We start from the raw sequence: 22,107 nt of genomic DNA, 5'->3' as shown, positions 1-22,107 counted from the left end.
GATTTTAAACAGGAGTTATCCCCTCGCAGGTAACGAAGGGACGCTGGAATGTCACTGCATGGTTACACAGGAGCGCTCTGTGATAACTGCCCCAGAGCGGTGGCCATGCTCGGCGCCAGAGGCAGACGCGGAATCAATACGGCTTGCCAGGCGTGATACAGGTCGGGTTTACCGGCCCAGATATCAGCGCTTGGGCGGTTTTGCGGATCCAGCTCATGGTGCCAACTGCCGTCGCAACGATCGATAAAATGACTGTCACAGAATTCCCAGAATAGCCGGTACCAGGTTTCGTATCGCRCATCGCCGGTGCGTTTAAGCAACGCACTGGCGGCGGCACTGGCTTCGCAATGGGTCCAGTGCAGACGGTGGCGAACCACCGCCCGATTGTCCCAGTCGAGGGTGTAGACAATCCCGGGCAGCCCATCGACATCCCAGCCGTGACGGCAGTTGTGGTCGAAGAGTTTTTGCGCGTCGGTGGCGAGCCAGCCTGGCGTGAGCATTCCCGCCTGAACCCGCGCCGCTTCAAGGTGCAGCACCAGTCGCGCCCATTCAAAACCGTGGCCCGGTGTGGTGCCGTAGGGGCGAAAACCGTCGGCCGGGTTGTCGTGGTTGTACTCGCGTAGCGGCTGCCACTGACGGTCGAAATGCTCGATCACCAGATAATCATTGGCCGCGGCATGACCGTGAATAACGCGCTCGACGATGCGTTGTGCACGGCACAGCCAGCGGTTGTCCTGGGTGACATCGGCCAGTGCGAGGAAGGCTTCGGTGGCGTGCATGTTGCTGTTGGCACCGCGATAGGCCTCCTCTTCACGCCAGTCGCGATTGAAGGATTCGCGCATCGCGCCCTCCTCCTCGCTCCAGAAATGCGTGTCGATGATATTGATTGCATCGTCGAGCAAGGCTTGTGCGCCGGGACGCTGGGCGACGACGGCGGAACTGGCGGCCAACGCAACAAAGGCGTGCAGGTAGGCGGCCTTACCAGTGTTGCCGTCGCGATGATGCGCGACCGCAAACCAGCCCCCGTGTTCGGCATCGCGCAGCGGCCCGCTGAGGGCGCGGACGCCGTGATCCACCAACTCCGCAAACCCCGCAAGCCCCTGGATGTGCGCCATGGCGAAGCTGTGGGTCATGCGGGCGGTGTTCATGGTTTCGGCGTAGGCGTTGGCCGGCAGGCGGCCTTTTTCATCCAGATTGCCGAAGCCGTCGGCAAGCGTTGAAGCCTTGGCAAACGCCAGCAGGCGCAGGCCTTCAGCTGCAAGCCATTGCTGATGGGCAGGCGCGTTCAGCCAACTGCTGAACGCCGGTTGGAAGGTGTCCATGGCATACCTTTTTTGTTGTTATGACTGGAGGGCAGTCTAAACAACGGGCGATGACAGGCAGGTAACGAAGGGGGCGAGTTATGTCACCAGTCTGTGACATTCGCCTTGAGGAGTGTGTTGAATGGTCTGACGCCATCGCGAGCAAGCTCGGCTCCTACAGGATGGGCGCAATACCTGTGGGAGCAAAGCTTGCTCGCGATGAACGATAACGCGGTCTGACTAGTCAACACTTCGCGGTAACTGAAGTGTCACCCGCAACCCACCCTCACGCAGGTTTTGCAGGCTCACTTCCCCACCATGGCTATGCGCAATGTTGCGCGCAATTCCCAGCCCCAGCCCATACCCCTGCTGCTGCCCGGCCAGGCGGAAGTGCGGTTCGAAGACCTGTTCCAACCGTTGCTCGGGCACGCCCGGCCCTTCGTCATCGACGTGCAGAACAAACGCACTGTCGTCATCATCGATGTGCAAATGCGCGTTTTGTCCGTACTTCAAGGCGTTGTCGATCAGGTTGCCAATGCAGCGTTTAAGCGCCAACGGTTTGCCGGGGTACGCTGCCAGCGCCCGCCCCTGCTGAGTCACGCGACCATTGCCATTGGGCGCCAGATACGGCTCCACCAGGCAATCAAGCACATGGTTGAGGTCCACTGGTTCGATGTTTTCGTGAATGTCGGTGTCTTTCACGCATTGCAACGCGCCTTTGACCAGCAACTCCAGCTCATCCAGATCCCGTCCGAACTTGGCTTGCAGCTTTTCGTCTTCCAGCAATTCCACGCGCAGGCGCAAGCGAGTGATGGGCGTACGCAGGTCATGGGAAATCGCACTGAACAACTGGCTGCGCTCGGTCAGGTACCGGCTGATGCGTTCGCGCATGGCATTGAATGCACGGCTCACTTCGACCACTTCACTGCCGCCGCCCTCAGCCACCGATTGCACGTCGGCCCCCAGCGACATGTCCCGGGCGGCACGGGCCAGGCGTTTGAGCGGACGGCTCTGCCAGTGCACCAGCAAACCGATGAACAGCAGCAGAAAACCGCTGGTGAGCACAATGAACCAGACCTGCTGCGCCGGCAGCCCCTGCTCTTCAAGACTGGTGTAGGGCTCGGGCAGCAGCGAGGCGATGTACAGCCATTCACCCGGCGCCATCTGGATTTGCGTAACCAGCACAGGCGGGTTCACCGGCTCCAGCGTCAAGGCGTAGTGCGCCCACGAGCGTGGCAATTCGTCGAGCTTCAAGCCACCGTTGAAAATTCGCAGGTCTTCGGGGCTGACGAAGGTCACCGAAATGTCGGTGTCCTGGCCCAGTGACTGGCGCAGCACTTCGTCCACCGCTTTGAGCACCGCTTCCTTGCGCGGGGTGATCGGCAGCACATCCATGCCCAAGGGTTTGTCGTTGAGGGTCACCACGAATCGGGTGCCGCCCATACTGCGCAACTGGTCCAGCACCAACGGCCTGAAAGCGACCGGCAGCGAGCGGAAATAACTGACGCTGGCCGTCATCGAATGCGCCAGGCTGCGGGCACTGGTGACCAGGCCTTCAAGCTGCGTCGCGCGCAATTGCGACACCCAGATCACGCTCGACAACGTCTGCGCAAACAACACCGCCAGCAGCGTCAGCAGCAACATCCGCCCCAGCAGCGAACGCGGCATCGGCACCTTGGCCGCAAGCTTGCGCAAAGACTCAGTGGCCATTGCTGGCAATCACATTGGCGGCCAGTTGATAGCCGCTGCCGCGCACGGTGCGAATCAATCGTGGCGGTTTTTCAGTGTCACGCAGGCGTTGACGCAAACGGCTGACCGCCATGTCGACGATGCGGTCCAGCGGCATCAAATCGCGACCCCGGGTGGCGTTGCCGATGGTGTCTCGATCGAGGATTTCCTGGGGGTGGTCGAGGAACAGTTTCAGCAACGCGAAATCGGCGCCGGACAGAATCACTTCTTCACCGTCGGTGTGGAACAGTCGATGGCTGACCATGTCCAGGCGCCAGTCATCGAAGGCCAGCACTTCGCCGCCGTTGCGTTCCTGACCGAACTGCGCGCGGCGCAACAACGCCTTGATGCGCGCCTGCAATTCACGTGGGCTGAACGGTTTGCCAAGGTAATCGTCAGCACCCAGCTCCAGGCCAATGACCCGGTCGGCTTCGTCGGAGCTGGCGGTGAGCATGATGATCGGCACTTGCGCCTGACGCGGGTGCTGGCGAACCCAGCGGCAGAGGCTGAAGCCATCTTCGTCCGGGAGCATCACATCGAGGATCACCAGATCGCTCGGCGCCTCGTTCAGCGCCTGGCGAAAACCGGCGCCATCGGGCGTGGTGCGGACCTGGAAACCGGCGCGGGTCAGGTAGGTGTCCAGCAACTCGCGTATCTCTTGATCGTCATCGACCAACAAAATCGACTTGTTGACTGAGCTCACGGGGCGGCGTCCTTGTTGTTTGAATTGGGCGGATTATGCCTGATCGTGCAAAGAACGTTGGTGTCTGTGAGGGCCCCATCGCGAGCAAGCTCAGCGCCTACAGGTCATCACAACCCTGTGTAGGAGCCGAGCTTGCTCGCGATGAATGGTACTCGGTCTCAAGCCTGTTCCAGCGCCACACCCGCGCCCATCAGGCCGGAATACGGTGCCGTCACCAGCCACACCGGGATGCCTTTGAAGTAGTCGCTCATGCAGCCCTTGTCGGCGAAGCACTTGGCGAAACCGCTTTCAAGGAAGAAATCGGCGAATCGCGGAATCACCCCGCCCACGATGTACACGCCACCGCGCGCGCCGGTGGTCAGCACGTTGTTGCCGGCCACGCGGCCAAGCCAGCAGCAGAACTGCTCCAGCACCTCCAGTGCAATCGGATCACCAGCCAACCCTGCAGCGGTAATCGCTTCCGGGGTTTCAAGTACCGGCGTGTGACCGTCCACCGCACAAATCGCCCGGTAAACCCGTGGCAAGCCGCCACCGCTCAACGCGGTTTCAGCACTGACATGGCCGATCTCATTGAAGATGTGCTGCCACAACTGGGTCTCCCGTGGACTGCTCAGCGGCAAGTCGACGTGACCGCCTTCTCCGGGCAACGCGGCAAAACGCCCTTCCCCCAGATCCAGCAAGGTGCCGACGCCAAGACCAGTGCCCGGACCAATCACCACGGCCGGGCGCAACGGTTCCGGCATGCCTTCGCAGACCACGCGGAATTCGCCGGGCTGCAAACGGGTCATGCCCAGCGCCATGGCCGAGAAGTCATTGACCAGCAACAGCTGCTCGACCTGCAAGGTCTCGCAGAAACCCTTGCGGCTCAGTCGCCAGTGATTGTTGGTGAACTTGAATTCATCGCCACTCACGGGACCGGCCACCGACAGGCACACCGAGCCGATCGAACCCGGCGCCAGCCCCAAACCGCTCAGGTAAAGACTGATCGCGTCTTCCGGATGGGCGAAGTCTGCCGTCGCCAGCACCTGGACCGATTCCAGTTGCTGGTTTTTCCACAACGCGAAACGTGCGTTGGTCCCACCGATGTCACCGACCAAAGCCAGTTTCAATTAAGCGTCTCCAGGGCAGAAGTAAAGGCGCTGGCGCCCTGCTCCGCCGAGCTGAAGGCCATGCGCATGAAACCAAACAGTTCACGACCGCTGCCAATGTTATTGCCCAACAGGCCCTTGGCAGGTTCGCGCGCTGCAAATTCAGCGGCGTCCACCTTAAGTTCCAGGGTGCCTTTGACGCCATCGACGCGGATGATATCGCCCTCTTGCACCCGCGCCAAAGCGCCACCGACATACGCTTCGGGGCTGACATGAATCGCCGCCGGGATTTTGCCCGAGGCACCGGACATACGCCCGTCCGTCACCAGCGCCACTTTGAAGCCACGATCCTGCAGCACGCCAAGGAACGGCGTCATCTTGTGCAGTTCCGGCATGCCATTGGAGCGCGGGCCCTGGAAGCGCATCACCGCGACAAAATCCTTCTCCAGCAAACCGGCCTTGAACGCATCGGCCAGGTCCTGCTGATCCTGGAACACCATCGCCGGTGCTTCGACGATCTGGTTTTCCAAGGCTACGGCCGATACTTTCATCACGCCGCGGCCCAGGTTGCCTTCCATCACGCGCAAACCGCCTTCTGGCGAGAACGCACGAGCGACCGGGCGCAGGATGCTTTCGTCGAGGCTGTCGGTCACGCCTTCGCGCCAGACCAGTTCGCCGTTATCGAGGAACGGTTCCATGGTGTAACGGCGCAGGCCGTGACCCAGCACGGTGTTGACGTTTTCGTGGAGCAGCCCGGCGTCCAGCAGTTCGCGGATCAAGAACGACATGCCGCCCGCCGCCTGGAAGTGGTTGATGTCGGCTTTGCCGTTCGGGTAGACGTGGCTCAGGGTCGGCACGACTTCGGAGAGGTCGGCCATGTCCTGCCAGGTCAACTGGATGCCCGCCGCCATGGCGATGGCCGGCATGTGCAAGGTGTGGTTGGTCGAGCCGCCAGTGGCATGCAGCGCCACGATGGAGTTGACCAACGAACGTTCGTCGACGATTTCGCCGATCGGCATGAAGTCGCCGTTCTGCTTGGTCAGACGCGTTACCTGGTGCGCCGCTTCGCGAGTCAAGGCATCGCGCAGTGGCGTGTTCGGGTTGACGAAGGAGGCGCCCGGCAAGTGCAGGCCCATGACTTCCATCAGCAACTGGTTAGTGTTGGCGGTGCCATAGAACGTGCAGGTGCCAGGGCTGTGGTAGGAATTCATTTCCGATTCCAGCAGCTCTTCGCGGCTGGCCTTGCCTTCGGCGTAGCGCTGGCGCACATCGGCTTTCTGCTTATTGGAAATGCCCGAGACCATCGGCCCGCCCGGCACAAAAATCGTCGGCAGATGACCGAAACGCAAAGCCCCCATCATCAGGCCCGGCACGATCTTGTCGCAGATGCCGAGCATCAGCGCACCGTCGAACATGTTGTGGGACAACGCCACCGCGGTGGACATCGCGATCACTTCGCGGCTCGGCAAGCTCAGTTCCATGCCCGGCTCGCCCTGGGTCACGCCGTCGCACATGGCCGGGGTGCCGCCGGCAAACTGGCCGACCGAACCGATCTCGCGCAGCGCTCTTTTGATCTGTTCCGGGAAGACTTCATACGGCTGGTGTGCCGAGAGCATGTCGTTATATGACGAAACTATCGCGATGTTGGCGGAGTTCATCATCCGCAGACTGTTCTTGTCTTCCGTACCGCAACCCGCCACGCCGTGGGCGAAGTTGGCGCATTGCAGCTTGCCGCGCATYGGACCGTCGCTGGCCGCACCGCGAATCAAAGCAAGGTAGGCCTCACGTGTGGCGCGGCTACGGGCGATAAGCCGTTCGGTGACCTCAAGGACGCGGGGATGCATGTGTAGAACTCCAGGCTAACGGATGTGGCGACCTGATTGTCTATGCTGAACAAGGACCGTTGTGATTGGGATGACAGACGGTTTTCTTGATCGGTCGGACCAGTTTGTTCAGGTCACTCGTTGTAGATTGAACAAAATATTGCCATTAAAAAGGCTTGTTTTCTATTTTTATGCGAATAATCTTGTAATTCCAACAACAAAACGACGGCGGCCCTGTTAAATGACTCTTCGAATCGCAATCAATGGTTTTGGCCGAATTGGCCGCAACGTCTTACGCGCACTGTATACCCAAGGCTATCGTCAGGACCTGCAGATCGTTGCCATCAATGATTTGGGTGACAGCGCGATCAACGCTCATCTGCTCAAGTACGACACTGTTCACGGCACGTTCGACGCCGATGTCCAGCACGACCAGGAGAGCCTGACCGTCAACGGCGACCGCATCGCCGTCAGCGCCATTCGCAACCCCGCCGAACTGCCTTGGGCTGCAGAAAAGATTGATGTCGTGTTCGAATGCACCGGTCTGTTCACCGACCGCGCCAAAGCCGCCGCGCATATTACGGCCGGCGCGCGCAAAGTCATCATCTCGGCCCCGGCCAAAGGCGCCGACGCCACCGTGGTGTATGGGGTTAACCACGACATTTTGCGCCAACACCACCAAATCATTTCCAACGCGTCGTGCACCACCAACTGCCTGGCCCCGGTCGCTCAGGTGCTGCACCGTGAACTCGGGATCGAGAGCGGTCTGATGACCACGATCCACGCCTACACCAACGATCAAAACCTGACCGACGTCTATCACACCGACCCGTACCGCGCCCGTTCCGCCACCCAGAACATGATCCCGAGCAAGACCGGTGCCGCTGAAGCCGTCGGCCTCGTCCTGCCGGAACTGGCGGGCAAGCTGACCGGCATGGCCGTTCGCGTGCCCGTGATCAATGTGTCGCTGGTGGACCTGACCGTTCAGCTCAAGCGTGAAGCATCGGCCGATGAAGTGAATGCGCTGATGAAAGAAGCCAGCCAGCATTCGAAGATTCTCGGGTACAACACCCTGCCGCTGGTTTCCAGCGACTTCAACCACAACCCGCTGTCGTCGATTTTCGACGCCAACCACACCAAGTCCAGCGGCAAGCTGCTCAAGGTGTTGGCCTGGTACGACAACGAATGGGGCTTCTCCAACCGCATGCTCGATAACTGCCTGGCGCTGTGCAACGCTGAATAAGCCCGGAGCAGTCACCGATGATCGGTATCAGTTTTACGCAAAAGACCTTGGCGGCGCGCAAGCGTATCGCCTTGGTCGCCCATGACCACTGCAAAGTGTTTTTGCTGGACTGGGCCGAACGGCACAAAGACAAACTCGCGCAACATGAACTGCTCGCCACCGGCACCACCGGGTTGTTATTACAACAACGCCTCGACCTGCCGGTGGAAAGCATGATCAGCGGCCCCCTAGGCGGTGACCAACAGCTCGGCGCACGCATCGCCGAGCAGCGCGTCGACCTGCTGGTGTTTTTCTGGGACCCGTTCGAGCCGCAACCCCACGACCCGGACATCAAGGCTTTGCTGCGCGTGGCGGCGGTCTGGAACATTCCGGTGGCGTGCAATGAATGCAGCGCCGACTACCTGCTCAGCAGCCCGTTGATGGATCAGGCACACGAACATCGCATCCCCGATTACGCGACGTATTTATCCGGCCGAGCGTAACCCCTCACAATCAGTACTTGACCATCCGAGCGGATGATAAGCATTATCATTCGCTCGAAATGGATCAGGTTCCCCCGTGAGTCAATCGCGCTTCAATCATGTCTTCATCGCCCAGCGCGTTTCGCTGCTGCGCACGTTGGAGCGGATGGTCAACAATCACAGCACCGCCGAAGACCTCCTGCAGGAGACCTACCTGCGAGTGACTCGCGCGCTGGGTGAACGGCCCATCGATCACCTCGAACCCTTCGTGTTCCAGACCGCCCGCAACCTGGCGCTGGACCATTTGCGCGCGCGTCGCATTCAGTCCCGCACCCTGCTCGACGACGTGCCGCTGGACGTGGTGGAAAGCATCGCCGCCCCTACCAGCAGCGCCGAAGATGCCGTCCATGCCGAACAATTGCTGGAGCGTTTGAACGTGAGCCTCGGTGAACTGAGCCATCGTCAGCAGCAGATTTTTATCCTCAGCCGCCTGAACGGACACAGTTATCTGGAGATCGCCGAGAAGCTCGGCGTCTCGTTGAGTACTGTGCAGAAGGAACTGAAGCTGATCATGACGATCTGCATCGGCGTCGCCGAGCGCTCAAACGGCGACTGAGTTCGTCAGGCTTTGTTACCCTTGCCCCACTTCCAAGCCTCACTAAAAAAACAGCCGTGCACAGACACTGCCGAGGAAACACCGTGACGGACACCCACCGCTCCCCTTCGCCCTCGCCGGCCAGGGACCCCGCTACCGCGATGGACCAGGCCCTGGACTGGCTGATCGTGCTGGGCAGCCCGAGCGAAGACCAGACCCAGGCGTTTCATGACTGGCTGGCTGCTGATCCGCTGCATGCCGAGGCGTTCGCCAAGGCGCAGGCGATCTGGGATGGCCCGCAAGTGGTGCAATGCGCACAACAACTGGCCGCCCGGCCGCCGAAAGTAACCGTCCAGTCGCGCCTGCGTCCGCACTGGAAACCCTTGGCGACGGCCGCCGTATTGATCCTCGGCCTGTTCAGTTTCAGCAACCTGCCGATGCGCCTTCAGGCCGACCACTTGACCGTGATCGGTGAACGCCAGCGCCTGCAATTGGAGGACGGCTCCAAAGTGCTGCTCAATACCGACTCGGCGTTTTCCAGCACCATCAACGATCAACAGCGCGTGGCCAGGTTGTATCAGGGCGAAGCGTTTTTCGAAGTGCAAGCCAGTCGTGGCCAGCCATTGGAAATCGACGCCGGGCCCGTTACGGCCAGCGTGCGCGATACCGCGTTTGCCGTGCGTTATCTGGACGGCGTGACGCAGGTTCGGGTGCAGCGCGGGGATGTCGACTTGCGGGCGACGCACGACGATACGCGTGTGCGCCTCAGCGCCGGTGAAAGCATTCGTATCGGCCCCAACGGTTTCGACCGGCCCGCCAAGCTCGATGCCGCCACCGAACTGGCCTGGGTCCAGGGCCGACTGGTGTTCGAGAACTGCCCGCTGAGCCAGGTACTGGCAGAGCTGCGTCGCTACTATCCGGGCTGGATCATCAACAACAACGAGCAATTGGCCGACGTCGCCGTGACCGGCAATTACCGTCTCGACCAACCGCTGGATGTGGTCCGCTCGCTGGCACACATCACCTCCGCACGGCTTCAGGAATTCCCCGCTTTAGTCATCCTGAACTAAATGAGAATTATTTTTACTCGATAGCACGCGTTCGTTCGTCTCGTTATAGCCAATGCAATTGATTCGCATCTCTATATGCCAATCAGCACCTATAAAGATTCGTGCGACACGGAGCGCTATCGATGTCCTCTCGCCTTACCCGCCAGTCCTCTTCACCTTCCTGCGTGCTGTCGCTGCTGACCGCCGCCATCCTCATGGCCGGTGCCGCGCCGCTCATGGCCGCCACGGCGGCCGAGCCGTCGACCCGCAACATGGGTGATTATTCGTTCGCCATCCCTGCTCAGTCGCTGGTGTCGGCACTCAATGCCTTTACCGCCGTGACAGGTTGGCAAGTCGGCTTGCCGGCAGAGCTGGCGGAAGGCGTGGCTTCCCAGGGCGTACGCGGTTCGTTGCCGCCGGAAAAAGCCCTCGATCGCCTGTTGGTGGGGACCAACCTGAGCTATCGCAAACTGGGCACCAGCAACATTGTGCTGGAGAAACGCAGCAACAACGGCGCGATCAACCTGGACCAGGTCACGATCAGCGCCACCCGTAATGAACAGGACGTGAACAGCGTACCGAGCACAGTCAGCGTTTATACCCGTGAAGACCTGGACCGCAACAACGTCAATAACATCAAGGAACTGGTGCGCTATGAACCGGGCGTTTCGGTGGGCGGCACAGGCCAGCGCGCCGGTCTCACGGGCTACAACATCCGTGGCATCGACGGCGATCGCGTATTGACCCAGGTCGATGGGGTGCAAGTGCCGGACAGTTTCTTCAACGGCCCGTATGCCCAGACCAACCGCAACTACGTCGACCCGGAAATCGTCAAACGCGTGGAAATCCTCCGGGGCCCCGCGTCGGTGTTGTATGGCAGCAACGCCATCGGCGGCGCTGTCAGCTACTACACGCTGGACCCGGATGACATCATCAAACCTGGCAAGGACGTCGGCGCGCGCCTGAAAACCGGTTACAGCTCGGCCGATGAAAGCTGGCTGACCTCCGGCACCGTGGCCGGCCGTACCGGCGAGTTCGACGGCCTGCTGCACCTGAGCCAGCGCAACGGTCATGAAACAGAGTCTTACGGCGAAACCGGTGGCACCGGCCTGAACCGCACCGAGGCCAACCCTGAGGACGTGCGCACCACCAGCGTACTGGCCAAGCTGGGCTGGGATTACGCCGACGACGCGCGCTTTGGTCTGACTTACGAAAACTACAAGGCCGACAGCGACACCAACCAGTTGAGCGCGGTGGGCGGCCCGTTCAACGCCGGGCGTGGTTTCGGCTTCTATAAATCCCGTACCGGGAACGACACGATCACTCGCGAACGTTTTGGCCTGGATCATAACTTTGGTCTGGACAGCGCCCTGGCAGACAACATCAAGTGGACCCTGAACTATCAGATCGCCAAGGCCGACCAGAGCACCCAGGAAATCTACGCACCTTCGCGCACCGTGCTGCGCAACCGCGACACCAACTACAAAGATCGCCAGTGGGTGTTCGATGTCCAGGCTGACAAGTCATTCGCCATTGCCGACACCGCTCACCTCGTCACCTACGGCACGACCATCAAACAGGACAAAGTCACCGGCCTGCGTACCGGCACCGGCACCTGTCTGACCGTGGCCGGTTCCTGTCGGGTCATCGGTGCCGCGAGCCCCGCCGACACCCTGAAACCGGCGAGCGATTTCCCCGATCCGACGATCAACACTTACAGCCTGTTTGCCCAGGATCAGATCAGCTGGGGCAACTGGACCTTCCTGCCCGGTGCTCGTTACGACTACACCCAACTCAAGCCGCACGTCACCGATGAGTTCCTGGCCACCGCCGACCAGAGCGGCAACGGCGTCGTGAGCGAAGACACCAAAACCTGGCATCAACTGTCGCCAAAACTCGGCACCACCTACCGCTTCAACGACAACTACACCTGGTATGGCCAATACGCCGAAGGCTTCCGCACGCCGACGGCCAAGGCTTTGTATGGTCGCTTCGAAAACCTCGCGGGCGGCTATCAGGTCGCCCCTAACCCGGACCTGGAACCGGAAAAGAGCAAGAGCTATGAAACCGGCCTGCGCGGTCAGTTCGAGGCCGGCACGTTCGATGTAGCGGTGTTCTACAACAAATACCGCGACTTCATCGACGAGAACGCCATTACGCCCGGCTACACCGAGACCACGTTCCAGAGCAACAACATCGCCCACGCGACCATCAAAGGTGTGGAGCTCAAGGGTCGCCTGAACCTGGACAACTTCGGCGCTCCGAACGGCCTCTATACCCAAGGCTCGGCGGCCTACCAGTACGGTCGTAACGATGACACCGGTCAGCCGCTGAACAGTATCAACCCGCTGACCGGCGTGTTCGGCCTGGGTTACGACCAGGACAACTACGGCGCCCTGCTGAACTGGACACTGGTCAAGCGCAAGACCCGCGTCGACAGCACCAGCTTCAAGACCCCTGATGGCACCAGCACCCAGTTCAAGACACCGGGTTATGGCGTGCTCGACCTGGCCGGTTTCTACAAGGTGACCGACGACGTGACCGTCAACGCCGGCCTCTACAACCTGACCAACAAAAAGTACTGGCAATGGGATGACGTACGCGGCTACGACAGCGTCGGCGAAGCCTCGGTGACTCAGCCGGCCAACCTCGACCGCCTGACCCAGCCGGGTCGCAACTTCGCGGTCAATCTGGTCTGGGATATCTGATCCCGCCCGACTCACTGTGCAGCCCAGTAAAAGCTGCACAGTGAAGATTTTTTACTGTCGCGCGCCTACTGATTCGTCTCGTTACCAAGCGCCTCCATTTCTCAAGGATTTCTCATGACCTCTCAGGACACCGCTCAACGCCCTGCTCTGCGTTCGCAACGTTTGAACCAGATCACCCACGAACCGCATACCAAACTTGATGCCCTGGTCAAAGCCCACGCGCCGTTTGAAACCCAGGCCAACTTCGCCCGTTTCGTGGTCGCTCAGTACCTGTTCCAGTCGGAACTGGTGTCGCTGTACAACGATGCCGCACTGACCGCGATTGTTCCCGACCTGCCGGCCCGTTGCCGTGCCGAAGCGGCCAAGGCTGACCTCGCTGATCTGGAAACCGAAGTGCCGGCCGCCGTCGCCGGTGCCGTGAAGAACCCGACCCAGGCCGAAGCGCTGGGCTGGCTGTTCGTTTCCGAAGGGTCGAAGCTCGGCGCAGCGTTCCTGATCAAGCGAGCCGTTGGCCTGGGCTTGAGTGAAACCTTCGGCGCCCGCCATCTTGGCGAACCAACCGGTGGTCGCGCTGAAGGCTGGAAAAGTTTCGTGAAGACGCTGGATGGCCTGACGCTCAGCGCACAGGAAGAAGCCGATCTGGACAAAGGCGCCATCGACGCGTTCAACCGGTTTACCGTGTTGCTGGAACAGGCTTACGCCACCGCAGCCGAACCGGCCTGAAGCCAAACAAATATCCTGTGGGAGCGGGCTTGCCCGCGATTGCAATGTGACATTCAGCATCTTTGTTGAAGGGTAGACCGTCATCGCGGGCAAGCCCGCTCCCACAGGTCCGCCTCCCCCCCGTGCCCTTGAGACCAATGCCTCAGCCCCCCTCTTCAAAAATCTCCCGCCTGCTCTTCGGCCTGCTGGCCTACATCAGCCTCGGTATCGGCCTGATCGCCATCGTCGTGCCCGGCCTGCCCACCACCGAATTCATCCTGCTCGCCGCCTGGGCCGCGACCCGCAGTTCGCCGCGCTTGAGTGCCTGGCTGGAAAACCATCGGCTGTTCGGTTCGATCCTGCGCAACTGGCGCAACGGCAAGATCATCGCCCGTCGAGCCAAAGTCAGTGCCACCGTCAGCATGTTGCTGTGCGCCACGCTGATGCTGGTGATGCTCGATCACGGCTGGACGATTTACCTGGCGATTGCCGGCATGAGCCTGGGCAATCTGTGGATCTGGTCGCGACCGGAATCAGTACCGAGAATTTCCTGAAATTCAGCTCTTTTCAGGGCATTTTCCTGCGCAAACGGTCAACCACTACCGTTCGTCGACTTGCGTTCATGCAACCTTCACAAAGCGCCGATGTGCATTGAATGGCGCTAAATGGATTTGGCGTACCGAGTCGGTTTCGACTCCTTGCCAACACTTCATCCATTTGTGAGTTCGCCCTATGTTCGACTCCCTCTCTATCCGTCTGAAAATCGTTTTGCTCTCCGGTCTTTGCCTGCTCGGCGTGGTCGTCTTGATCGTCGGCATGAACATTTACCAGACCAATCAGAACGATGATCTGGTCAACGCCTCCAGCAGCAAAATGCTCACCGACAGCGTGCAGAGCCTGCTGCAAGCCAAAGCTGCCGAACAAGCGGTGCGAGTGCAGAAGACCTTCGGTGAAACGCTGACGGTGGTGACGGCCCTGGCCGATCAGATCAAGGACATGCGCACCCTGGCGGCCAAGCGCTCGCTTGACGCCGGCGCCCTGCGTGAAGAGTTGAACCAGAACCTGAAAACCGCGTTCGAGCGCAACAGCAAAGTGCTGGGGATCTGGCTGGCGTTCGAGCCCAACGGGCTGGATGGCAAGGACAGCGAGTTCGTCAATGATGCGGTCCGCCAGTCCAACGAAGCCGGGCGATTCGCCACGTATTGGAGCCGTGCAGGGGGCGAGGCGCTCAACACAATCATGGTCGAAGAGGACATGACCAAAACCACCCTGAACCTCAGCGGCACACCCTACAACGTCTGGTACACCTGCCCGCGGGACAGCAAGCGTACCTGCCTGCTCGACCCCTACGCCGATACCGTCGGCGCTAACAAAACAGAAGTGTTGATGACCACCATTTCCGTACCGCTGCTGGTGGATGGCAAGTCCATCGGCGTGGTCGGTGTCGACATCGCGCTAGATGCCCTGCAAGCGGCGGCGGTCGACTCCCAGCGTGAACTGTTCAACAGCGCCGGGCACATGCTGATCGTCTCCGGCACAGGCGTGCTCGCGGCCTACAGTGTCGACGCCGGTAAAGTCGGCAAGAGCATCGGCGACACCCTCGGCGCGGACGGCAGGGACATCCTGCAATTGCTCGGCAGCGGAGCGCCGAAGATTCTTCAGCAAGGCGACCTGATCCGCGCGGTCTACCCGGTCAGCCCCATCACTGACGCGAAAACCTGGGCCGTGGTGATCGACTTGCCCAAACAAGTGTTGCTGGCCGACTCGGTGAAACTGCAAGCGGTGCTCGATGACGCCCAGCAAAGCGGCACGATCAAAGCGGTGCTGGGTGCCGTCATTGCTGGTTTGGGCGGCTTGCTGCTGATCTGGCTCACCGCGTCGGGCGTGACCCGCCCGATCAACAGCGTGGCCGACATGCTCAAGGCGATTGCCAGCGGCGACGGCGACCTGACCCAGCGTTTGAACTACAGCAAGAAAGACGAATTGGGTGAACTGGTCAGCTGGTTCAATCGCTTCCTCGACAAGCTGCAACCGACCATCGCGCAGATCAAGCAAAGCATCACCGACGCCCGCGGCACGGCCGACCAGTCTTCGGAAATCGCCCGTCAGACCAGCGAAGGCATGCAAGTGCAGTTCCGTGAAATCGACCAGGTCGCCACCGCGTCCAACGAAATGAGCGCCACCGCCCACGACGTTGCCAACAGTGCCTCGAACGCCGCCAGTGCGGCCAAAGGTGCCGACCAATCGGCCCGAGATGGCATGCAGATCATCGAGCGCAGCACCCGCGACATCAATCAACTGGCGGACGAAGTCAGCAAAGCGGTGACCGAAGTCGAAGCGTTGGCGGTCAACAGTGAGCAGATCGGTTCGGTGCTGGAAGTGATCCGCAGCATTGCCGAACAAACCAACCTGCTGGCGCTCAACGCCGCGATTGAAGCGGCCCGTGCCGGTGAAAGCGGTCGCGGGTTTGCGGTGGTGGCCGACGAGGTGCGCAACCTGGCCAAACGCACGCAGGATTCGGTGGAAGAAATTCGCCAGGTGATCGAGCGCATCCAGAGCGGCACGCGTGGCGTGGTCGCCACCATGCATTCGAGCCAGACCCAGGCCCACAACAACGCTGGGCAGATCCAGCAAGCGGTCCAGGCCCTGGGCAAAATCAGTGATGCAGTGACGGTGATCAGCGACATGAACCTGCAAATCGCCAGCGCTGCCGAACAGCAAAGCGCAGTGGCCGAAGAGGTCAACCGCAACGTCTCGGCGATCCGCACCGTCACCGAAACCCTGACCGGCCAAGCCACCGAATCGGCGCAGATCAGCAGCCATCTCAACTCGCTGACCACGCACCAGATGAAATTGATGGATCAGTTCCGGGTGTAATTCACGTTCCTGTAGGAGCAAGGCTTGCCCGCGACAGGATCGTTCCCACGCTCTGCGTGGGAATGCAGCCCGGGACGCTCTGCGTCCCAAAAGCGGACGCAGAGCGTCCATTGAGGCATTCCCACGCAGAGCGTGGGAACGATCATCTGGTCTGTCAGCCGTTTTGAACTATGCTCGGGCTCTCGTTCCGGAGGGCCTTCGATGACTGATTTACTCACGTCCATTCAAGCCGCACTCGGCTTGCCTCACCCCCCCATACCTTTCACGTCGAGCGGCGCCCTGCCCTCGGCGTTTGCCGTGACCGATCTGGCCTGCGCCAGCATTGCCGCCGCCGGACAGGTTGTCAGCGAGCTATTGCGGCAGCACACCGGTCGCTTGCCGGGGGTTGAAGTCGACCGCCGCCTTGCCTCTTTCTGGTTCGCCACGTCGATCCGCCCCGTCGGCTGGAGCGTTCCGCCGATGTGGGACCCGGTGGCCGGTGACTACGCGACGAATGACGGCTGGATCCGCCTGCACACCAACGCCCCCCATCACCGGGTAGCGGCTGAAAGCGTGCTTGGCACCTGCGTTGACCGCGCGGCGATGGCGAGCAAAGTGGCGCATTGGGCCAAAAGCGCTCTGGAGCAGGCGGTGGTCGACGCCGGGGGCTGCGCCGCCGAAATGCGCACGTGGGCGCAATGGCAGCGGCACCCGCAAGGGTTGGCCGTCAACGCCGAGCCATTGATTCAGTTCAGCGACGCCAGCGGCCACCCCGCCAAAGCGTGGCGCGGCTCCGTGGCCCAGCCACTGGCCGGGATCAAGGTGCTGGATTTGACCCGCGTGCTGGCAGGTCCGGTCGCCAGCCGTTTTCTCGCGGGCCTCGGTGCGCAGGTGCTGCGCATTGACCCGCCGACCTGGAACGAACCCGGCGTGGTACCGGAGGTGACCTTGGGCAAACGCTGTGCGCGCTTGGATCTGCACAGTAAAGATGATCGCGCTGTATTCGAAACCCTGCTCAAGGAAGCGGACATCCTTTTGCACGGTTACCGCGCCGATGCACTGGAACGCTTGGGCTACGGCGTTGCCGAGCGCCGGACACTGGCGCCGGGCCTGCTGGATGTCAGCCTCAACGCCTATGGCTGGAGCGGCCCGTGGCAGAACCGCCGTGGCTTCGACAGCCTGGTGCAGATGAGCAGCGGGATTTGCGACGCCGGGATGCAGTGGAAACACGCGGACAAACCGACACCCTTGCCGGTGCAGGCGCTCGATCACGCCACCGGGTATTTGATGGCGGCTGCGGCTGTCATTTTATTGGGGCGTGGGGGTTCGGCGCGGTTGTCGTTGGCGCGGACGGCGAAACTGTTGATTGAACAGGGTGCCGGGGTGCAAGAACCGTTGCGGGCAGAGGATGACAACGATCAAGGGATCGTGATTGAGCAGACGCCTTGGGGGCCGGCGCATCGGCTTCATGTGCCGCTGAAAATCACCGGGACACCGTTGCAGTGGGGGCTACCCGCGACAGAGTTGGGTTCCCATCGCGCGCAGTGGTGGTGATGATTCTGGCCCCATCGCGGGCAAGCCCACTCCCACAGGTTTTGTGATCGGCACAGATCCACTGTGGGAGCGGGCTTGCCCGCGATGGGGCCAGAACAAACAGCTCAGTCAGAGCGGCTGAGTGATGTCCAGAGCAACTGCGCCGCATACCCTCGATAAGGTCGCCACGCCTCGGCTCGCAGCAACAAATCCCGCGCGGTCACCGGCCCGCTTTCCAGCGCTGCCAGTGCCTTGATCAATCCCACATCCCCAGACGGAAACGCATCCGGCTCGCGCAACTGGCGCAACGCAATGTACTGCGCCGTCCAGTCACCAATCCCGTGCAAGGCGAGTAGCCGCGCCACTCCATTTTCTCGGCCCGGCTCAAACAACCGAGGATCATCCCGCAACGCCTGAGCCACACCGGACAAGGTTCGCCCCCGGCTTTTCGGCATGCCCAATGCCGCCAGATCCGCGTTCGCCAACACGGCCGACTCAGGAAACACATGGGTCAATCCCGCCAGCGGCGACTGCAACGGCGCGCCATACTGCACCACGAGTTTGCCCGCCAGGCGGATCGCCGCGCCCACGGTGATCTGTTGCCCCAACACCGCTCGAATCGCCAACTCCAATCCATCCCAGGCACCCGGCACCCGTAAGCCCGGACGCTGGGCAATCAGGCGCTTCATCAACGGTTCCCGTGTCAACTGGCGGTGGATCGCTGGCAAATCCGCATCCAGATCAAACATCCGACGCAGCCGCGCCACGATCCCGGGCACGGCCATCGCATCCGGAAAATCCAGAGTCAGTTCAAGGGCGTCAGCGTCTGTCGGTCCTATCGAAAACGTACCGTAGACACCGTTCAACCCGATGCTGCGCGAGTAGACCCCGTCGGCCACGGCCTCCATCCCGGCCACCGCCCGCACCGACAAAAATCCCAGCATCGCCGACCAGTCATACGGCGGCTGATAGGCCAGCAACAACCTCACAACGACAGCAACCCGCTGTACAGACCATACGCGGCCAACCCGGCACCAATCATGACGCAGGTAAAAATGCCCTTCTCGACATGCGTGAACAATGGCTCGCCTTGCTCATGCTTGGCCTTGGCGAACAGAATCACCCCCGGCGCATACAACAACGCCGACAGCAGCAAATATTTGACCCCGCCGGCATACAGCAACCACACCGCATACCCCAGCGCGATACCGCCGATCATCAGGTCCTTGGTGCGCTCGGCGCTGGCGTGCTCGTAGGTTTCGCCGCGCCCGCTCAACAACACCGCATACGCTGCCGACCACAGGTACGGCACCAGAATCATCGACGACGCGAGGTAGATCAGGCTGGTGTAAGTGCCGGCGGAAAACAGCGTGATCAGCAGAAAGAGCTGGATCATCACGTTGGTCAGCCACAGCGCATTCACCGGCACGTGGTTGGCGTTTTCCTTTTTCAGGAAGGCGGGCATGGTCTTGTCTTTGGCCGTGGCGAACAGGATCTCGGCRCACAGCAGCGCCCAGGACAGCAAAGCCCCCAGCAGCGATATCGCCAGGCCAACGCTGATCAGCAACGCCCCCCAGGGCCCGACGATATGTTCCAGCACGGCCGCCAGCGACGGGTTCTGCAGGTTGGCCAATTCTGGCTGGCTCATGATGCCCAGCGACAACACGTTCACCAGCACCAGCAAGGCCAGCACCCCGATAAAACCGATGACCGTCGCCCGTCCCACGTCCGAACGTTTCTCCGCCCGGGCCGAGTAGACACTGGCGCCCTCGATCCCGATGAAGACGAACACCGTCACCAGCATCATGTTGCGAACCTGGTCCATCACCCCGCCAAAATCCGGGTTGCTGCGTCCCCAGATGTCCCGGGTAAAAATGTCCGCCTTGAAAGCGACGGCGGCGATGACGATGAACATGATCAGCGGCACGATCTTGGCCACGGTGGTCACTTGATTGATGAACGCCGCCTCCTTGATCCCGCGCATCACCAGGAAATGCACGGCCCACAGCAGCACCGAGGCACAGCCGATGGCGACGGGTGTGTTGCCCTGGCCAAAGACCGGAAAGAAATAACCGAGGGTGCTGAACAGCAACACGAAATAACCGACGTTGCCCAGCCAGGCGCTGATCCAGTAACCCCAAGCGGAGGAAAATCCCATGTAGTCGCCGAAGCCGGCCTTGGCGTAGGCATACACCCCGGAATCCAGTTCAGGCTTGCGATTGGCCAGGGTCTGGAAGACGAACGCCAGGGTCAGCATGCCGACGGCGGTGATGGCCCATCCGATCAGCACCGCCCCCGCATCAGCTCGCGCCGCCATGTTCTGCGGCAACGAGAAGATCCCCCCGCCAACCATCGAACCCACCACCAGGGCGATCAACGCGCTCAGGCGAAGCTTTTGCGTCGGTTGTGACATTCCTGCGTCTCCACTTTTTTCCAAATGCGGCCGGGCGACCATGGTTATAAAACCGTCACATGACGGGTTTTAACTAAATAGATACAGCGTAATAACGTTTATTAGATAACGCCATGTCACGGTCATTTATTTATAACCGAACATTCTATGGCCGTCATGGCAAAGAGCGATTTTGTGGGTTAATCCTAATAAATCAATTCCGTACCAAAAACAGGCGCCAAATATTTGCGGAAACGCCAAAAAGAACTAACTTAAAGATCGCCACCAAAGCTCGCTTATTCCGGCTAGCTCTGAGCGAGGCCTCTGGATTAGGCTTCTCCGGCGATCCGTATCCGGACCGAAAAGCATCCAAAAGTCTTTAATTAACAATGGAATGTGTTCATGCACTGATCTAAGTCAGATGTTCGAACAGCTAACAGAACTACTCTGTTGTCTCTCTTCTCCTGCACTGGAGTCATGCGATGTCTGAATCCCCCGCAAAACTGAAACTTGGCGCGTTGGTTGCTCTGGTTGTCGGCTCAATGATTGGTGGCGGGATCTTCTCCTTGCCACAAAACATGGCCGCCAGTGCTGACGTTGGCGCCGTACTGATCGGCTGGGCCATCACCGCCGTTGGCATGCTGACCCTGGCGTTTGTCTTCCAGACCCTGGCCAACCGAAAGCCTGATCTGGACGGCGGGGTATACGCCTACGCCAAGGCCGGTTTCGGCGACTACATGGGTTTCTCTTCCGCCTGGGGTTACTGGATCAGTGCGTGGTTGGGCAACGTCGGGTACTTCGTACTCTTGTTCAGCACCCTGGGTTACTTCTTCCCGATTTTCGGTGAAGGCAACACGGTAGCTGCCGTGATCGGTGCATCGGTGCTGCTCTGGGGCGTGCATTTCCTCGTGTTGCGGGGGATCAAGGAAGCCGCGTTCATCAACCTGGTAACCACGGTCGCCAAAATCGTGCCGCTGGTGCTGTTTGTGTTGATCGCGATTTTCGCCTTCAAACTGGACATCTTCACCGCTGACATTTGGGGCGTGAAAAACCCGGACCTGGGCAGCGTGATGAACCAGGTACGCAAGATGATGCTGGTCACCGTCTGGGTGTTCATCGGCATCGAGGGCGCGAGCATTTTCTCGGCCCGCGCAGAAAAACGCACCGATGTAGGTAAAGCCACCGTCATCGGTTTCATCACTGTGCTGCTGTTTCTGGTGCTGGTGAACGTGCTGTCCCTGGGCATCATGACTCAACCGGAACTGGCCAAGCTGCAGAACCCGTCGATGGCGGCCGTGCTGGAGCACGTGGTCGGTCACTGGGGCGCGGTGCTGATCAGCGTAGGCCTGATCATCTCGCTGCTGGGGGCGTTGCTGTCGTGGGTGCTGCTGTGTGCGGAGATCATGTTCGCCGCGGCCAAGGACCACACCATGCCGGAGTTCCTGCGCAAGGAAAACGCCAACCATGTGCCGGTCAACGCCCTGTGGCTGACCAACGCGATGGTGCAGTTGTTCCTGATCATCACGCTGTTTTCGGCCAGTACTTACCTGTCGCTGATCTACCTCGCCACGTCGATGATTCTGGTGCCTTATCTGTGGTCGGCGGCTTATGCGCTGCTGCTGGCGGTGCGCGGCGAGACTTACGAAAACGACTCGGGCGAGCGCACCAAGGACCTGTTGATCGGCGCCATCTCGGTGATCTACGCGGTCTGGCTGGTCTACGCCGGCGGCACCAAATACCTGCTGCTGTCCGCCCTGCTCTATGCGCCCGGCGTAATCCTGTTCGCCAAGGCCAAACGTGAACTGGGCAAACCTGTTTTCACCAACGTCGAGAAGCTGATTTTTGCAGCCGTAATCATAGGCGCCGTGGTGGCGGCCTATGGGCTGTATTCCGGCTTCCTGACCCTGTAACACCTGAATAATTTG

The 22,107-nt window shown here is 60.6% G+C and carries 17 protein-coding genes and 1 pseudogene; 11 read left to right on the top strand and 7 right to left on the bottom strand.

The genetic code is table 11. The features are described 5' to 3' along the window. Nucleotides 1-62 precede the first annotated feature (62 nt). The 5 genes from AC1D2P_RS13410 to edd form a co-directional block, all read right to left on the bottom strand. Nucleotides 63-1,322 carry a D-mannose isomerase gene (locus tag AC1D2P_RS13410; protein ID WP_477811462.1) on the bottom strand — a complete coding sequence of 420 codons (1,260 nt, stop codon included), beginning with the start codon at nucleotides 1,320-1,322 and terminating at the stop codon, nucleotides 63-65. Between the two features lie 219 nt (nucleotides 1,323-1,541). Then, the gene (locus tag AC1D2P_RS13405) at nucleotides 1,542-3,011 is read right to left on the bottom strand and encodes an ATP-binding protein (RefSeq protein WP_046032031.1); all 1,470 of its coding nucleotides are present in this window, start codon (nucleotides 3,009-3,011) and stop codon (nucleotides 1,542-1,544) included. Next, on the bottom strand, nucleotides 3,001-3,732 hold the full coding sequence (locus tag AC1D2P_RS13400) for a response regulator (protein ID WP_046032032.1): 732 nt from the start codon (nucleotides 3,730-3,732) through the stop codon (nucleotides 3,001-3,003). Before AC1D2P_RS13400 ends, AC1D2P_RS13405 begins: the two co-directional genes overlap by 11 nt. Before the next feature lie 158 nt (nucleotides 3,733-3,890). Continuing rightward, nucleotides 3,891-4,841 (bottom strand): glucokinase, encoded by a 951-nt coding sequence (locus AC1D2P_RS13395; protein WP_223525671.1) that lies wholly within the window; start codon nucleotides 4,839-4,841, stop codon nucleotides 3,891-3,893. After that, the gene (gene edd / locus AC1D2P_RS13390; RefSeq protein ID WP_046032034.1) at nucleotides 4,838-6,664 is read right to left on the bottom strand and encodes a phosphogluconate dehydratase; all 1,827 of its coding nucleotides are present in this window, start codon (nucleotides 6,662-6,664) and stop codon (nucleotides 4,838-4,840) included. Before edd ends, AC1D2P_RS13395 begins: the two co-directional genes overlap by 4 nt. Before the next feature lie 220 nt (nucleotides 6,665-6,884). Between edd and gap the strand changes: the two genes are divergently transcribed. The 10 genes and pseudogenes from gap to AC1D2P_RS13340 all read left to right on the top strand — a co-directional run bounded on the left by gap (nucleotide 6,885) and on the right by AC1D2P_RS13340 (nucleotide 17,811). Next, the gene (gene gap, locus AC1D2P_RS13385; protein WP_077431389.1) at nucleotides 6,885-7,886 is read left to right on the top strand and encodes a type I glyceraldehyde-3-phosphate dehydrogenase; all 1,002 of its coding nucleotides are present in this window, start codon (nucleotides 6,885-6,887) and stop codon (nucleotides 7,884-7,886) included. A 17-nt stretch (nucleotides 7,887-7,903) separates the two neighbouring features. Beyond that, nucleotides 7,904-8,368: a methylglyoxal synthase gene (locus AC1D2P_RS13380; RefSeq protein ID WP_046032036.1), complete on the top strand. Its 465-nt coding sequence runs from the start codon at nucleotides 7,904-7,906 to the stop codon at nucleotides 8,366-8,368. Nucleotides 8,369-8,444: 76 nt separating this feature from the next. Next, nucleotides 8,445-8,963, top strand: a complete 519-nt coding sequence (locus tag AC1D2P_RS13375; protein WP_077431387.1) for an RNA polymerase sigma factor — start codon at nucleotides 8,445-8,447, stop codon at nucleotides 8,961-8,963. A gap of 83 nt (nucleotides 8,964-9,046) precedes the next feature. Then, complete coding sequence (locus AC1D2P_RS13370; protein ID WP_477758451.1) at nucleotides 9,047-10,012, top strand: FecR family protein; 966 nt, start codon at nucleotides 9,047-9,049, stop codon at nucleotides 10,010-10,012. Nucleotides 10,013-10,134: 122 nt separating this feature from the next. After that, on the top strand, nucleotides 10,135-12,699 hold the full coding sequence (locus AC1D2P_RS13365) for a TonB-dependent receptor (protein WP_477758450.1): 2,565 nt from the start codon (nucleotides 10,135-10,137) through the stop codon (nucleotides 12,697-12,699). Between the two features lie 114 nt (nucleotides 12,700-12,813). After that, nucleotides 12,814-13,422 carry a biliverdin-producing heme oxygenase gene (locus tag AC1D2P_RS13360; protein WP_109785082.1) on the top strand — a complete coding sequence of 203 codons (609 nt, stop codon included), beginning with the start codon at nucleotides 12,814-12,816 and terminating at the stop codon, nucleotides 13,420-13,422. Nucleotides 13,423-13,559: 137 nt separating this feature from the next. Continuing rightward, nucleotides 13,560-13,955, top strand: coding sequence for a YbaN family protein (locus AC1D2P_RS13355; protein WP_477758449.1), 396 nt, complete (start codon nucleotides 13,560-13,562; stop codon nucleotides 13,953-13,955). 178 nt (nucleotides 13,956-14,133) lie between these two features. After that, a pseudogene (locus tag AC1D2P_RS13350) lies at nucleotides 14,134-15,420 on the top strand (methyl-accepting chemotaxis protein); the annotation flags it as partial. A gap of 102 nt (nucleotides 15,421-15,522) precedes the next feature. Then, nucleotides 15,523-16,278 carry a methyl-accepting chemotaxis protein gene (locus tag AC1D2P_RS13345; protein WP_371916731.1) on the top strand — a complete coding sequence of 252 codons (756 nt, stop codon included), beginning with the start codon at nucleotides 15,523-15,525 and terminating at the stop codon, nucleotides 16,276-16,278. 201 nt (nucleotides 16,279-16,479) lie between these two features. Then, nucleotides 16,480-17,811, top strand: a complete 1,332-nt coding sequence (locus AC1D2P_RS13340; RefSeq protein ID WP_477758448.1) for a CoA transferase — start codon at nucleotides 16,480-16,482, stop codon at nucleotides 17,809-17,811. Nucleotides 17,812-17,915: 104 nt separating this feature from the next. Here the strand turns inward: AC1D2P_RS13340 and AC1D2P_RS13335 are convergent, their stop codons facing one another. Together AC1D2P_RS13335 and arcD (AC1D2P_RS13330) are read right to left on the bottom strand one after the other, a co-directional pair. Continuing rightward, nucleotides 17,916-18,779 carry a DNA-3-methyladenine glycosylase family protein gene (locus AC1D2P_RS13335; protein WP_477758447.1) on the bottom strand — a complete coding sequence of 288 codons (864 nt, stop codon included), beginning with the start codon at nucleotides 18,777-18,779 and terminating at the stop codon, nucleotides 17,916-17,918. Further along, nucleotides 18,776-20,203, bottom strand: a complete 1,428-nt coding sequence (gene arcD / locus AC1D2P_RS13330) for an arginine-ornithine antiporter (protein ID WP_223525675.1) — start codon at nucleotides 20,201-20,203, stop codon at nucleotides 18,776-18,778. The genes AC1D2P_RS13335 and arcD (AC1D2P_RS13330) overlap by 4 nt, the downstream gene beginning before the upstream one ends. Before the next feature lie 461 nt (nucleotides 20,204-20,664). Here arcD (AC1D2P_RS13330) and arcD (AC1D2P_RS13325) point away from each other — a divergent pair, with 461 nt between their 5' ends. After that, nucleotides 20,665-22,092: an arginine-ornithine antiporter gene (arcD, locus tag AC1D2P_RS13325; protein WP_077431381.1), complete on the top strand. Its 1,428-nt coding sequence runs from the start codon at nucleotides 20,665-20,667 to the stop codon at nucleotides 22,090-22,092. The last annotated feature ends 15 nt before the right edge of the window (nucleotides 22,093-22,107 follow it).

The sequence above is a fragment of the Pseudomonas sp. P1_F1_2 genome (genome assembly GCF_056405815.1).
This window is presented reverse-complemented; position numbering and strand designations above follow the sequence as displayed.

Excerpts from the sequence above, each read along its gene's own strand:
- AC1D2P_RS13405 (WP_046032031.1), bottom strand. The coding sequence starts at position 3,011 with ATGGCCACTGAGTCTTTGCGCAAGCTTGCGGCCAAGGTGCCGATGCCG.
- gap (WP_077431389.1), top strand. The coding sequence starts at position 6,885 with ATGACTCTTCGAATCGCAATCAATGGTTTTGGCCGAATTGGCCGCAAC.
- AC1D2P_RS13380 (WP_046032036.1), top strand. The coding sequence starts at position 7,904 with ATGATCGGTATCAGTTTTACGCAAAAGACCTTGGCGGCGCGCAAGCGT.
- AC1D2P_RS13365 (WP_477758450.1), top strand. The coding sequence starts at position 10,135 with ATGTCCTCTCGCCTTACCCGCCAGTCCTCTTCACCTTCCTGCGTGCTG.
- AC1D2P_RS13360 (WP_109785082.1), top strand. The coding sequence starts at position 12,814 with ATGACCTCTCAGGACACCGCTCAACGCCCTGCTCTGCGTTCGCAACGT.
- AC1D2P_RS13355 (WP_477758449.1), top strand. The coding sequence starts at position 13,560 with ATGCCTCAGCCCCCCTCTTCAAAAATCTCCCGCCTGCTCTTCGGCCTG.
- AC1D2P_RS13345 (WP_371916731.1), top strand. The coding sequence starts at position 15,523 with ATGCAAGTGCAGTTCCGTGAAATCGACCAGGTCGCCACCGCGTCCAAC.
- AC1D2P_RS13340 (WP_477758448.1), top strand. The coding sequence starts at position 16,480 with ATGACTGATTTACTCACGTCCATTCAAGCCGCACTCGGCTTGCCTCAC.
- arcD (WP_077431381.1), top strand. The coding sequence starts at position 20,665 with ATGTCTGAATCCCCCGCAAAACTGAAACTTGGCGCGTTGGTTGCTCTG.